This is a genomic window from Thalassotalea agarivorans (genome assembly GCF_030295955.1).
GTDB classification, from domain to species: domain Bacteria; phylum Pseudomonadota; class Gammaproteobacteria; order Enterobacterales; family Alteromonadaceae; genus Thalassotalea_D; species Thalassotalea_D agarivorans.
In genome coordinates, this window is the sequence record NZ_AP027363.1 from 2,129,495 (window position 1) to 2,144,712 (window position 15,218).

Genomic DNA, 15,218 nt, shown 5'->3' on the forward strand with positions numbered 1-15,218 from the left:
CTAAAAAAAATCCCCACCTTTTCGGGCGGGGATTCTATCATTTATTTCGTTGGATCGCAGTTTAAACTTAACAACATTAATTCTCGCAGTGCGACTGAGAATTTTGCGAAGTCATGAGACGTTGATGTTCTGAAATCTGCCAGTATATTTTGCCATCTACCCAGCGGCTGACAACTAAAGTTATACCAGTTCTCTATCATTTCATCGGTGTCTTTACCTTCTTGGTTCATGCGTAAGACAACTGATGTTAGTGAACGTTGTTGCCAATCAAGCTCTTCTCTAAATGAAGCTCTAGCAAGTGCTTGCCAATGATTCTCAACACCCTGTTTGTTAATTTGATCTAAGAACCAATGTAGCTCCAACTTGAAGCCCAATTTATAATACAGATCCGCGACAAACAAGATAGAGCGACCATCCGCCTCAGCAACTTCAGCAATATCCATTGTTGAGAACAAAGTAGTTAAGCGAGAAAAACGTTGTGCAATTGTTTTTGGCACACCTTTGTCAATATAAGCTTCTTGCGTTTTGTTGAAACCAGTAATTTCACTCGCCACGGTCACTTTTTCAAGGTCTTTAGCAAGCGCTTTAAAGGTTTTACCATAGAAAGCAATTGCTTGTTCTATCGTTTGCGACTTGTTGCGATGGCGCAAGAACCAGCGCGATGCGTGGCGCACAGTGCGACGTAATTGAAACAGTAACTCGGTTTGTACATCTGTATCAATTTTATTATCTAGCGCTTCTAATTTTCGCCAAAAATCAGGTAATTCAAAAATTTCTGATGCGATCACATAACAATTCGCTATTTCCGCTACCGTTGCACCCGTTTCTTCTTGCATACGAGCAACAAAGTTTAAGCCCATATCATTACCAATGTTATTGGCGAGTTTAGTCGCAATAATTTGGGCACGTAGCGGATGGTTTTCCATTTGCTTGCTGTATTTTTCTTGCAGCTGCTCTGGAAATGCACCAATCAATAGTCTGTCGTAGTAGGCATTATTAGTGATTTCATCTGTAACTAAATCTTCTTTTAATACCATCTTAGCGTACGCCAGTAGTACCGAAAGTTCTGGTCTCGTAAGTCCTTTGCCTTTTGCTGCGCGTTCAGCTAACTCTTCATCATTTGGAATAAACTCTAGTTCTCTATCAAGCTTATCAGCGCGTTCTAGGGCATGAATAAAGCGCATATGCTCTTTCAATGCATAAGGTGCCTTGCGTTGCGTAATAGACAGCGAGTGTGTTTGACGGTAACAATCATTTAGTACGATATCAGACACTTCATCTGTCATGTCATACAATAATTGATTACGTTGTTTAATCGTTAAGTCGCCGTTTTGCACTAAGCCATTAAGTAAAATCTTAATGTTAACTTCGTTATCCGAGCAGTCTACACCACCGACATTATCAACAGAGTCAGCGTTGACTCGTCCCCCTGTCATAGCATATTCAATACGACCTAATTGGGTTAAACCTAAGTTACCACCTTCACCGACAACTTTAGCTCTAAGCTCTTTACCATTGACACGTAAGCCGTCATTGGCGCGATCCCCTACTTCCGTATGGGTTTCGCCACTGCCTTTAACGTAAGTACCGATACCGCCATTCCACAGCAAATCAACGTTCATTTTTAAGATAGCGTTAATCAAGTCGTTAGGCGCCATGCTTTGCTTGGTAACCCCTAACATTTTCTTCATTTGTGGCGACAATTTAATCGACTTAGCACTACGAGAGAAAATACCGCCGCCTTCTGAAATTAGGCTTTGATCATAGTCTTCCCAAGTACAGCCTGGCAGGTTAAACAAACGTTCACGTTCTTTATAGGTTTTTGCAGCATTTGGATCTGGGTCGATGAAAATGTGCATGTGGTTGAACGCTGCTTGTAAGCGAATATGCTTAGAAAGGAGCATGCCGTTACCAAATACATCGCCTGCCATATCGCCGATACCCGCAACAGTAAAGTCGGTAGTTTGGCAGTTTATGCCCATTTCTCTAAAGTGACGTTTTACCGATTCCCACGCACCCTTAGCGGTAATACCCATACCTTTGTGGTCGTAACCAACACTGCCACCAGAGGCAAATGCATCACCCATCCAAAAGCCGTATTCTTCTGAAATACCATTGGCGATATCAGAAAATGTTGCTGTACCTTTATCCGCCGCTACTACCAAATAAGGGTCGTCTTCGTCGTGTCGTACCACGTTTTCAGGTGGCACAATCTCTCCGGCAACAATGTTGTCGGTAATATCAAGCAAAGCGCGTATAAAGGTGCGATAACACGCTTTACCTGCTTCAAATATTTCTTGGCGACTGCCATTTGGCAGTTGTTTACAAACAAATCCACCCTTAGCGCCAACCGGAACAATTACCGTATTTTTTACTTGTTGAGCTTTAACCAAACCAAGCACTTCGGTACGGAAATCTTCTCGTCTGTCCGACCAACGTAAACCACCACGTGCTACTTTACCGCCGCGTAAATGCACACCTTCCACTTGTGGCGAATAAACAAAGATTTCGAACGCTGGAATAGGCTGCGGAATATCAGTAATTTGCTCTGGCAAAATTTTGAACGAGATATATGGCTTGTCTGTGCCTGCTTCTGTTGGTTGGAAATAGTTGGTACGAATTGTCGCGCCGATCATTTCTTGGAAACGACGAATAATACGATCATCGTCTAGGTTAGCAACGTTGTCTAATGACGCTTCAATGTCGCTATTAAGCTTATTAATGGTTTTTTCAACCTGTTTGCCCTTCGGATCAAAACGCAGTTCAAACAAACGGATTAACTGCTTTGCTATATCTGGGTAACGAGCAAAAGTATCTTCTACATATGATTGGCTAAAGGTACCACCAATTTGTCGCTCATATTTGGCATAGGCGCGAATGATAGATGCCTCTCGCCCTGCTATTTCAGCAGTTAATACTAAGCGGTTGAAGCCATCATCTTCTAAGTCACCCCCCCATACTTTGGCAAACGCATCTTGGAACAAGGTTTGTACTTGGCGCATGCTAAATTCGCCATCACCAGTAAGCAACATTGAAAAATCAAGTATCCAACACGTTTCGCCACCGTGCGTTTTGACCATGTATGGACTTTCACCGATAACACGTAAACCAAAATTTTCTAACATTGGCAGTACGTCAGATAGGTGAAGCGGCTCACCTTTGTGGAACAGCTTTAACTTAACAAATCGACTACCGGCTTTTTCTTCTTGCGGTTGGTAGAATAACATTTCTAAAGCATTGTCTTCGTTTAATGCTTCAAGCTTGTCGATATCGACAATAGCTGAACCAGGCAGTACTTCGTCTTTATAGTTTTGTGGGAAGCTCACATATTTACGCGCTAGTGCTTTCCCTTGTGCTTCACCTGCATGGTCTTTTAAAGCCACGGCAAGTTTGTCGTCCCAACTTTTAGCTGCATCATTCAGATTTTTTTCTATTTCTTTCACGTTGATATCCGCTTTCATGTCGTTAACTCTAACAATGTAGTGTGTTCTTGCTTGAGGTGATTCAGAGAAGTACGTTGTAAACTCTACCTCTCTGTCACTACCAAGAGAGGTTTGTAATAACGCTTGTGTTTTGATCCTAAGCGCTGTGTTATAGCGCTCGCGAGGCACGTAAACCATACACGAGTAAAAACGACCAAAGTCATCTCTTCGCATGAATAGGCCTGAATAGTCGCGCTCTTGCATGCGCAAAATACCTAGCACATTCTTCAATAACCCACTGACATCAGACTGAAGAATTTCATCGCGCGGATAAGTTTCTAGAATATTGATCAGGGTTTTATAAGCATGACTACCTGCAGCGAAATCAGAGGCTTCGCATACTTTCGCGATACGCGATTTAACAATCGGTAAATCTAGCGCGCTATTGGTGTAAAAAGCGCTCCCAAACAAGCCGATAAATCTATCTTCGCCAACGACATTGCCTTTGCTATCAAAACGTTTTACACCGATGTAATCAAGGTGTGCAGGTCTATGTACGCGAGAACGAGAATTGGTTTTAGTCAGAATAAGGACATTTTTTCCAGTCGCAATCTCTTTGGCTCTTGGGTTTAAATCACTCAGTAAACGATGTTCGGTGCCAAGTGACTTTTTCATTAAACCAAGGCTGGTTTTGTCATCGGCAGACAAAGCCATGTCGCCTTTGAGTGTTTTAACGTCGTATGAGCGATAACCCATTAACGTGAAATTGTTATCTAATAACCAGCTCAAAAACTCTAGCGCGTCCTGCTGCTCTGCTTTGTCGCATGGCAACTTAGCCGTTTTTAACCCTTTGATAATCCCTGTCAGTTTGTCACGCATTGGCTGCCAATCGTCGACTGTTAAGGCAATCTCCTCAACCACTGAATTCAATTCATCCTTAATTGTAGTTAATACTTCTTGATCGGATTGACGATCAATTTCAATAAAAAATACTGTCTCAATAGAGGTTGCTTTTACTCGTGAGCTTGGTGACGCAAGCTTAGATATTTTGTTTTGCTTATCACGAACAATTTTGATTGGACAATTAAGCATAAGATGCGGCGATAAGCCTAATCGATTTAACGCAATACGGATTGAATCAACCAAAAACGGCATATCTTTTACGATTAATTCAATAATAGTGTGGCTCGATTTCCAACCATGTTTTGATACTTGCGGGTTAAACACGTTAATAACGGGTTTTGCATCTTTGTGCGCAACCAACGCATTCCACAAACTCAACGTCGCGCCGTACATATCGCTGTCGTTACGATGAGCTAAATCGAGATTTGAAATATTGCCGTAGAGCATAGAGGAGAATTGCTCTACAAGAGGAGCCGTGTCGGCTGGAACTTTCTGTTGGATTAAACTCGCAACATTTTCCAGAATGACTGAGGGTAAACCGTCTACTAACGCCATGCCGCTTTCCTTTTTTTGTTTTCATTGATAGGCGGACAAAACCTAAAAATGAGGAACATGAATTGCTGTTGTAATGTGTGTGTTTATCTTGTCTATTAGCATAGACTATTTTTTAGCCATGATGGCTTGAACATGCGAATTTTATTAGGAATTTTAAGCTATTGCGAGGAAATTTTAATGGTTGAACCAGTCAAAAAAGTAAACAAAAAAGAACGTTAATCACTTAATCTAATTTATTATTCACCAGCTGATAAAAGAAAACGACCTTTCGGTCGTTTTCTTGGGTATTTATTCACTTAAAAAAATTTTACTTTTTTTCCTTCCAAAGGAAGGTTGCGAGCGCTGGGATGACCATAATGGCCGCTAACATGTTTACTAAGAACATAAAGGTTAGCAGGATACCCATATCTACTTGGAATTTAAGTGCTGAGAAGAACCAAGTTGAGACGCCAACAGCTAACGTAATACCCGTAAGTAATACTGCACTACCGCGCTCTTTTAACGCCGCTAAATAAGCATCTTTAACAGCAACGCCACTGCGCAATTGCTGACTCATTGTAGAGAGTATATAGATACCATAGTCGACACCTATACCAACACCTAAGGCAATTACAGGTAACGTTGATACTGTTAGACCAATATCAAGCATTGTCATTAACCATTGTGCCAAGGTTGAAACCACGTAAAGCGGTAACACAACAACAAATGTCGCACGCACACTCTTGAAGCTGATTAAACAAAGCAGAATTACCGCGCCATATACATACAACATCATAGGTGTTTGCGCTTCTGCAACGGCTTCATTCGTCGCTGCCATAACACCAACGGGACCAGAGGCAAGTTTGAAGGTAATATCGTCTGTATTAAATTCAGCGGCTGCCGCTTTAACTTCTGCGACAATGCGATCGATGGTTTCTGCTTTATGATCTTCAGTAAATAGAATCACCGGCATTACGCTGCAGTCACTGTTTAACAAGCCACTAGACGATGGTACTCGCGCGATCGATTGTACTAAGGTTTGTTGGTTACGAGGTAGCGTACGCCATTTTAAATTACCTTCGTTATAACCAGCGTTAACAACCTTGGCCACTGACGCTAAGCTAACAGCAGATTGAACACCCGGCACATTTTCCATTTTCCATTGGAACTGGCTAATGGTGTCCATAATGCGATAGTCGGTACAGGCATTCTCAGTACTTTCTACAATCACAGACATGTAATCAACATTGATGGTATATCGGTCAGTAATCAAGAAAGTATCTTGGTTATAGCGAGAATCTTCATGCAGCGCGGAAGCACCAGCATGTAAGTCACCTATTTTCATGCCTTGTGAAAAATAGAAACCCACCAAATACAAGATTGCGACAATAATCAAAACTGTTGTTGCAGGACCTTTGGTTGCAAGTTTCGACATATTTAACCAAAGGGCATCATACTTTTTAGTTGCAGCTTCATTTTCACTCGGCGCTCGTTTTGCCATATTGACATAAGAAACCAATACCGGCAGCAAGACTAAGTTAGTTAAAATAATAAGCGCAACACCAAGCGATGCAGTAATCGCTAGCTCTCTAATAATACCAATGTCTATCGACAATAAAGTAATAAAGCCAACCGTATCTGAAAGCAATGCAACACCACCAGGCACAAGCAAGGCTCTGAAGCTCATTTGCGCCGCTTCTTTACTAGTAAAGCCTTTAGCAACGTTTTTACCAACAGCGTTTATCATTTGTACGCCGTGACTCACACCAATGGCAAACACCAAAAATGGAATCAAAATTGACATTGGATCTAAACCAAAGCCTAACGTCGACAGCGCGCCCATTTGCCATACAACGGCAATCAATGAACAGGCAATTGGCAGTAATGTTAAGATTTTTGATTTACAGAAAAAGTAAACCATCACAGCTGTGATAGCGATGGCGATAGCAAAAAACAGCACCACACCCATAGCGCCATTTGCAACGTCACCCACCATTTTGGCAAAACCAATGATATGGACGCTTACGCCATCTTTTTCATAGGTAGTTCGTAGATCTTCTTCAAGTTGCTTTGCAATTGCTAATGTATCTAGCTTCTCACCCGTTTGCGGGTTGATATCTAACAATGAGGCACGTAATAGTGAACAGCTATAGTCGCTAGCGACCATTGAACCTACAATACCCGCCTTTTCGATATTGCCTTTAACTTTGTTTAAGCCACGTTCATTTGGCTTAAAATCACTTGGAATAACTGGGCCACCAGCAAATCCGCCTTCAACAATCTCGACAAAACGGGTACTTGGTGAAAACAGTGATTTAACTTGCGTGCGGTCTACACCGGGAATAAAGAATAGTTTGTTATGTACTTCTTCAAGTGTTGTAAAGAAGCCTTCACTAAAGATATCGCCGTCTGCCGCACATACAGAAACGAGTATGTTGTTTGCACCACCAAAGTTTTCCTGATGCTTCAGGTAAGTCTTCATGTAGGTGTGATTTAACGGAATATTTTTAGTGAACGCAGCATCTAATTTAATGTGTGATGCTTGTTGTACAAAAAATGCGGTTAACAACACAAATAGCGTTAATACAAACGCGCGATGGCGAAAAATTAAAATTTCAAAACGGTTAATAAATGCGTCGATGCTCATAATATTATTTAATTTCTTCTATTACTTTTACGCCGTTTTCGGCTACTACAATCAGTTGGTTGTTATACCAAACACCTGCGATTAACGCTTTACCATCGTCCTGATTACGCGCTCTAAAACTGCGTCCATCATCAAAGCTCTCAAGAATAACGCCGTTATTGCCTAGTACAAATAAGCGCTCTTCTCCCGCTAGCACAACAGCATTCAATAAGGCTGTTGTATCAACATCAATTTGTTCCCAATGTGAGCCATTTTTATCGCTATGGAACATATTACCGCGCAGACCAACTGCCAATAAGTTGCCCTTATGAGTGCGCGCTATATCAAAAAATGAACCTTCATAAATTTCATCTAAACGTTGCCAAGTATCGCCAAAGTCGTTGCTTTTAGCGAGTAAGCCGATTTCACCTGCCAAATACATAGTGCGGCCATCTAAATAAATACGATTAAAATGAGGAAGGATAGACGAACGCTCATCGAGGTAAGCCTCTTCATCTTCTAGTTTAAGCTCATTTAGATATTCTAAATCTTCAATATAAAGCAGCTCTTCTTGGAATACATCCGTCCAAGTATTACCGCCGTCATTGGTGACGAAAAACAGACCATAAGCACCTACAGCTATGCCCTGTTTGTCATTTTTAAAAACGATATCAAGCAACGGCTTTTCTAGTTCAGGCATATGCTGCTGAACTTTCCAGCTATAGCCACCATCCGTTGTTGCTAAAATTGTTGCGTCATGTCCTACTGCCCAACCAAGACTTGGGTTAACGAAAGTTACCGCGGTTAATGTGCTTTGCACAGGCACATTGGCTTGTTCCCACGTTTGACCATTTGAAGAGTGTAAAATATTGCCATGCTCACCAACGACAACCAACTTTCCACTGCTTGTTACGGCAATATCTAGTAACAATGATTTATCTGCTAGTGGAGCAGTTATTGCTGGTTTAATCTGACTTTCAGCAATTGCGGTTAAGGAAAATAATGACACTATGGCCATTGCAAGAAAACGCTTCATTTACAATACTCAATACCTATTCAATCTACACTCAATAAATACAACATTTAACGCCTATTGTTTTAATACGTTTAAACAAACCGCGTTAATCTATTAAATGCCTTCGTTTATGAGGTTACATGATTTAATAAACACAAAAACGGCTGACCTAAGTCAGCCGCTTCACCAATCACTAGTCCTGTTTCAAGGGCTAGTCGCTCACGTTTTTATCGACGTCCGTCGCGGCTTAATGCGCGTGAAGTAAACTGTGAGTCTTTAAGTTTAGCAGAGAAGTCGTACATTCTCGTTTCGTTATCTAAACCGATAGCAATGTAACGACGTGAGTTCAGATCATGAAATACTTCAAGCGTAGACCATTGCGTAGGAACTTCATAGTAGTTAATACCATGAGCAACACCCACACGATATAGCTCGTCGTTGTTATCATAAATATCTGTTACTGCAATTTGCCAGCTGTCTTCATCAATAAAGAATACACGTTTCTTATACTGATGACGCGTGCCGTCTTTTAAGTTAGCTTCTACCACCCATACACGGTGCTTTTCATAACGCACATGTTCAGGGTTGATATGACCCGCTTTGATGATGTCGTCATACTTAAGGCTGTCGCTATGTAAACGATAGTCGTTGTAAGGAATTAACAACTCTTGCTTACCTTTAAGTGTCCACGTGTAACGATCTGGTGCACCGTTAAACATATCGAAGTCATCTGTTGTACGTAAACCATCTGACGCTGTACCTGGTGCATCGTAAGCTACGTTAGGTGCACGACGAACACGGCGTTGACCTGTATTGTAAGTCCAAGCTTGACGTGGCGTTTTGATTTGATCCATTGTTTCATGAACAAGTAACGCTGTACCCGCCAAACGTGCTGGCTGGGTCACTTTCTGCTTAAACTTAAACAAAATATTGGTTTCTTGTAGCTCAGCTGCATCTGCGCCCTGAACGTTGTAAGGCAACATCAATGACTCATCAAAACCGATGTAAGTGTAGTTGCCGCCTGCTGTTGGCGCCGCTTGACCACCTTCACGCGTTAAAGCTTCACCACGATAACGTAGAATGTGGTTCCAAATAGCTTCCAAACCATTTTGTGGCACAGGGAATGGAATACCAACCGCAGCACCTTGAATACCGTTGCCTTCTTCAATTAGTTCTGCATTTGTTGCATTCACTATAGTCGCATCATAAACGTGTTGTGGATACGACGCACTGCGACGTGTTTGATAAACATTCATTTTGAATGTGTCAGGGTAAGTTTCAAATAATTTAATTTGACCTTCAGTTAAAAGCGACTTGTATTGATCAAGGTTCGCTTTTGTTACTGTGTACATTACTTGATCGTTAGGAAACGGATCAGGGTGATGATCACCAGGCGTATATCCTGCTGGTGCCGACGTAATACCGCCAGTCCATGCTGGAATAGAACCGTCTGCATTCGCACCTTTTACGGCACCAAATGGTGTTAATTCACCTTGTAATTTAGCCGCTTCTTCAGAGCTAATTTTTGCTAACGCTGCACCTGAAAGTACCAGCGACACTGCTGCTGATAATAGTGTAAGTTTTTTCATTAATTTAGCCTCTACCTGCGATTAAATTGAATACTTGATATTAAATGATACGAAGTCACGGTCTGATAGCTGGTTTGTTGTACCAACACCATCGAAGAAGCTGTTGTAGCTTACATCTGCAGACCACTTGCTTTGGTAATCAAACGATACACCTAAAGAAAGTGACTTACGGTCTTCAATAAATAAGAACAATGGATCAGGAGTAATACCCGAAACGTCATGCGCAAATACAGCACGTGGCGATACGTTAAACATACCAAACACGTTGGTGTAATCTAATTTACCGACTAAACGATAACCCCAAGCAAATTCAGTTGGGAATGGGTTAGTTTCAACACCATCCTGAATGAAGTCGTTTAATCCCGGCGCACTTGCAATACCACCACTCCGTGCAGTACCTGGGCCATTTAAACGCAATACATCTTGTTCTGGCATATCATTAATGTTGATACCACCTACCTCTAATAGTGTCGTAAATTGACTTGCACCAATCGTTGGACCCCAAAGGTTTGTGAACGTCATTTGTGCCTGAACAGTGTCAGATAAAATGAATCCATCTGCGACTTCACCTGAACCGTATGGCTGGCCTGTTGCAGGATCATTTAATTGCGAAATACCATCTAATGCTGCAAACGCTGGGTCACCCGTGTTTGCTAACTGTTGTGGCATTGCTGCGAAAATAAGCTCTACGTCATCAATTTGCAGTGGCTCGTCTTGACGGTAAGAAATTTCACCCGCCCACGATGTTGCACCTAATGTCGTATTGAAACTCATCGCGTACATTTTGATATCTTCAGGATATGCAAGTACAAGTTGCGAGAACATATCTAAGTTTGTGAAGTTTGACTCGTCTAATACTTCACCACGTGCCGCTAGACGCGCTAGCTTGGTTACGTTGTTTTCTGCACGAGTAAAGTCCGCTGTTTTACCAGAGAATAATGGGCGACGGCTATGATAGTTCATGTAGTATGCACTTAGCTCAGTGTCGTTCAAGCTTGGTAGGTACCAACTTAAACGTAGACCATACTGACCACCATCTTTAGGCTCGCTTTCTGCAACTGCACTGGTACCACGAAGGGTTACTTTAGTTGCATAGCCTGTTAATGCTGTACCTGCTGTTACTGGGTCAACTACACCCGCAGCAACACCTTGTCCTAATGCATTTAAGTTTGCTAGTAAGTAATCTAAGTCAATATCTGGGTTTGCAGCAAAACCTAATTGAATTAGGTTATGTTGACCGCCAAAACCAGCGAAGTCGTTGGTAGAAAAATAGCTACCCGGTGGTGGTAAAATTGTTTTTTCCCACTCATATTGGTAGAAAGCTTCAACGTTGAAGTTTTCCGATACACCTAATGAAGCCCACACAGCACCCGCTGGAATAAACGCTTCTTTAAGTTCTGAACCCGGTGCACGTAAAATCGCAATATCTACCGCGTTTGTTTCACTAATACCGTGAGAGATAAGCGTAGACTCACCCCAGTTGATAACTTGTTGACCAACACGGACAGAAAATGGCATTTCGCCAAGTTCAAAGTCACCGTAAACAAACGCATCTAATAGACGTACGTCTGAACAAATACGCTCTGCTGCTTCGTCGTCGCGACAAGGGTCATTTGTAATACCAGTGAGTTGGTTTGCCCAAGGGCGGTCGCTGTCTGACATAGCGAAATCGTAGAAATAGGTGCCACGAACAAAAAAGCCAATATTTTCGTATTGAACTTCTAATTCATGTGTACCTTTAACTAAACTTGAGAACTGTTCGCCAGAGTCGAAGTTAAGGTTGCCCAAGTCGCCATTGGTTGAATAGCTACCTAAGCCATCCCATACTTGTTGTTGACCTGGTACTTGGTTAGCGATAGTCCAGTTGCTGAAATCAAAACCGTTGTTCAAGTTGTTTGATTTACCAACTTGATTTGTCCAGTCTCTGTCTTCAACACGCCATGCACTACCATATGAAAATGTTGAGTCAAAGCTAATATCGACATCACCGACTTGCCATTTAGCAGCAAGTGCTTGTGGTGCTGTTGTAGCCATTAGCGCTGCCGCAATTCCAACCGCTAGCGGTTTACGACAAAACGTGCGCACGCAATGTTTCATTTACACTCTCCCCGAACTCTTATTGAGCTTCTTTATTTATCGTTCTTCACTGTTTCGCAGTGACCTACAAAACAACATTAATCTAATACTTAGTGAAACAATGATTACATCATTTAACAAGCTAAGCAACCCTTTTACATTATTACGGGAGTAGCATTTTTACTAGCTTGCCCGTTATTTAACCAAACTTTCCACACCCCCGTTTTAAACAACCGTTTAAAACAATTTAAGTATAGTACACAAACACGTAAAAGCTATTAATTATGGGTGCTAGCAATGAATCGATAAACACAATAAATAGTGTGCCATGGTCTGACCACTGTTTAAAGTTAAAACTCTAAAGCAGGGTTAATAATCATTATTCATATTCGTTATAAAAATGTACTGGGCTAACACAACTGTTGCAATTGTTGAATTGCTTCAATAAGTTAGCCCATAACATTAGCTTGAAAGCGCAGCACTGACTTTTTCTTTAAGGTCTCGTGCTAGCTTGTCAATACTAGCAATACGGCTAATTTCACGCTTCATTTTTTGCTGTGTAGCTTGATCAAAACGACCAAATTGAATTAATGGTGTAATCAAGCGAGCAGCAACCTGCGGGTTTATAGCATTTAGCTCAATCACTCTATCTGCCAAAAATCTATAACCTTGGCCACTTTCACAATGAAAATGTTGTGGGTTATTCATAGCAAACGCCCCGATTAGCGAGCGTGCTCTGTTAGGGTTGTGCAAGGTAAAAGACTCTGAATCGAGCAAAGCCTGTAGCTTGGTAAAGGTATCTTGTTGCTGCTGAGCCATAACTGAATACCATTTATCCATAACCAAAGTCGTATCTTTCCACTTATTAGCAAAGTGTTCACTAATAGCAGATAAATCAGGCAAGTTAGCGATTACTGCTGTTGAAAATGCAGCAATGCCATCGGTCATATTATCAGCTTCATAGTATTGCTTGCTTACCATCGATGCGTACTGCTCTGAACGTGCCATGTAGTTTAGACAAACATTTTTCAATGCTCGATTGGCAATAGATTTTGCATCCTTGCTATAAGTTGTTTGCTGATTTGACGTAAATACCTGCTTAAATTCGCTAGCTAACTCACCAGCAATAGTCTGTTTCAAGGTTTCGACCGCTCGGCAAATAGCTTGTGGCTCAACACTATCGCAAAGCTCTGCGATCTCATCAAAGCTTGGTAAAGTTAGCATTTCTGCTTTTAGCGCATTGTCACCCTCGCTGTTCAAGATAGAACTAACTGTCGCCAATAATGTTGCTGAGACAGCTTTTGAAGGAGCATTAATCAGAGCAAAGATTTCTCGCATAAATAGACTTTGGCAAGCATCCCAGCGGCTAAATTCGTCTTTTGCATCAGTAATAATGGTATTTAATGCTTGGTCTGTTTGTTCAAATTCTACTTTTACTGGCGCAGAAAAATCAGTAAACAATGCGACGACAGGCTCGTTTTCTAAGTGCTTAAACGTGAACGTTTGTTGCGCTTGGCTGAGCGTAAGTAGGTGCGACTGACTTCCCGCTTGCGTTATAAGTTCAATAGCAATAGGAATGAGTAAATCTTTCGTTGTTTTATTTACTGGTAAATCTGGGTGGTGCTGAGAAACGTGAAGCGTTAATTCATTCTTGGCTTGATCAAACTGCTTTTCAACCTTAACTGTTGGTGTACCTGCCTGCTCGTACCAAACTTTAAACTGTGACAAATCAACCTGTGATGCATCAGCCATTGCATCGACAAAATCATCGCACGTTACTGCGTGGCCATCGTGACGCTCGAAGTAAAGCGCCATACCTTTTTTAAAGCCATCATCTCCCACAATTCGATGCAGCATACGAATTACTTCCGCACCCTTTTCATATACAGTCATGGTGTAAAAATTATTCATTTCAACCACTTTTTCTGGACGTATAGGGTGAGCCATTGGAGAAGCGTCTTCAGGAAATTGCATCCGGCGAAGCAAACGTACATTTTGGATTCGACATACTGCTTTTGAATGCATATCAGCAGAAAAAGACTGATCTCTAAATACCGTAAGCCCCTCTTTAAGACTCAATTGAAACCAATCGCGACAGGTTACTCGGTTACCGGTCCAGTTATGAAAATACTCGTGGGCAATTACCGCCTCAACATTGAAAAAGTCAGTATCGGTTGCTGTAGCGTTGTCAGCCAAAACAAATTTACTGTTGAACACATTAAGGCCTTTGTTCTCCATCGCGCCCATGTTAAAGAAATCAACAGCGACAATCATGTAGATATCAAGATCGTATTCTAGGTTATAGGTTTGCTCATCCCAAGCCATCGATTTTTTCAAGCTCGCCATCGCATGATGCGCTTTTTCAATATTACCTTTGTCCACAAATATCTCTAACGCAACTTGTCTACCGCTTGCGGTTTTATAAGTATCCGAAAGTAAGTCAAAATCTCCAGCAACAAGCGCGAACAAATAACTTGGTTTAGGGAACGGATCATGCCATGTCACACTATGGCGACCATTTTCAACAGAGCTCTCAGCTATCTTATTGCCATTAGCCAAAAGGTACGGGTACACATTTTCGTCAGCAATTACTGTAGTTGTATACTCAGCTAGCACATCCGGTCTGTCGAGAAAATAGGTAATACGGCGAAACCCTTCTGCTTCGCACTGGGTGCAAAAAGCGCCACCAGATTTATACAGCCCTTCAAGCGCTGTATTGTTTTCTGGGTCAATCTTGGTCTCAATTTCTAACGTAAAATCGTCCTGTTCAATAGATAAGGTTAAGCTAGAATCATCTAATTGATATTGGTCAGCCGCCAGTAATTGCCCATCGATAGCAACGGAAACTAATGTTAAATGCTCGCCATCTAAACGCAATTGCTTTGATGATTTGTCTATTCGTGATACCTGCATAATGGCGGTAACAAGGGTATCGTTGTCATATAGGTCAAAAGTTAAATCGACTTTTTTAATGGTGAATGCGGGTGATTGATAATCTGATAAAAATCGCGGTTGAAACTCTGCCATAAAAGGTGTCCTGCATTAAAAAGCCA

Annotated in this window: 6 protein-coding genes; all 6 read right to left on the bottom strand. The window is 41.6% G+C overall.

Annotated elements, in window-relative coordinates; genetic code table 11:
* Positions 1-41: 41 nt before the first annotated feature.
* The 6 genes from QUD85_RS09810 to pepN all read right to left on the bottom strand — a co-directional run bounded on the left by QUD85_RS09810 (position 42) and on the right by pepN (position 15,192).
* Positions 42-4,880: an NAD-glutamate dehydrogenase gene (locus QUD85_RS09810; RefSeq protein ID WP_093328313.1), complete on the bottom strand. Its 4,839-nt coding sequence runs from the start codon at positions 4,878-4,880 to the stop codon at positions 42-44.
* 307 nt (positions 4,881-5,187) lie between these two features.
* The gene (locus tag QUD85_RS09815; protein ID WP_093328311.1) at positions 5,188-7,506 is read right to left on the bottom strand and encodes an efflux RND transporter permease subunit; all 2,319 of its coding nucleotides are present in this window, start codon (positions 7,504-7,506) and stop codon (positions 5,188-5,190) included.
* Positions 7,507-7,510: 4 nt separating this feature from the next.
* On the bottom strand, positions 7,511-8,521 hold the full coding sequence (locus QUD85_RS09820) for a WD40/YVTN/BNR-like repeat-containing protein (RefSeq protein ID WP_093328310.1): 1,011 nt from the start codon (positions 8,519-8,521) through the stop codon (positions 7,511-7,513).
* Positions 8,522-8,727: 206 nt separating this feature from the next.
* Complete coding sequence (locus tag QUD85_RS09825; protein WP_093328308.1) at positions 8,728-10,089, bottom strand: DUF1329 domain-containing protein; 1,362 nt, start codon at positions 10,087-10,089, stop codon at positions 8,728-8,730.
* 21 nt (positions 10,090-10,110) lie between these two features.
* A complete protein-coding gene (locus QUD85_RS09830; RefSeq protein WP_093328306.1) occupies positions 10,111-12,186 on the bottom strand; it encodes a DUF1302 domain-containing protein in 2,076 nt (691 codons plus the stop codon).
* 441 nt (positions 12,187-12,627) lie between these two features.
* Positions 12,628-15,192, bottom strand: coding sequence for an aminopeptidase N (pepN, locus tag QUD85_RS09835; RefSeq protein WP_093328305.1), 2,565 nt, complete (start codon positions 15,190-15,192; stop codon positions 12,628-12,630).
* Positions 15,193-15,218 lie beyond the last annotated feature (26 nt).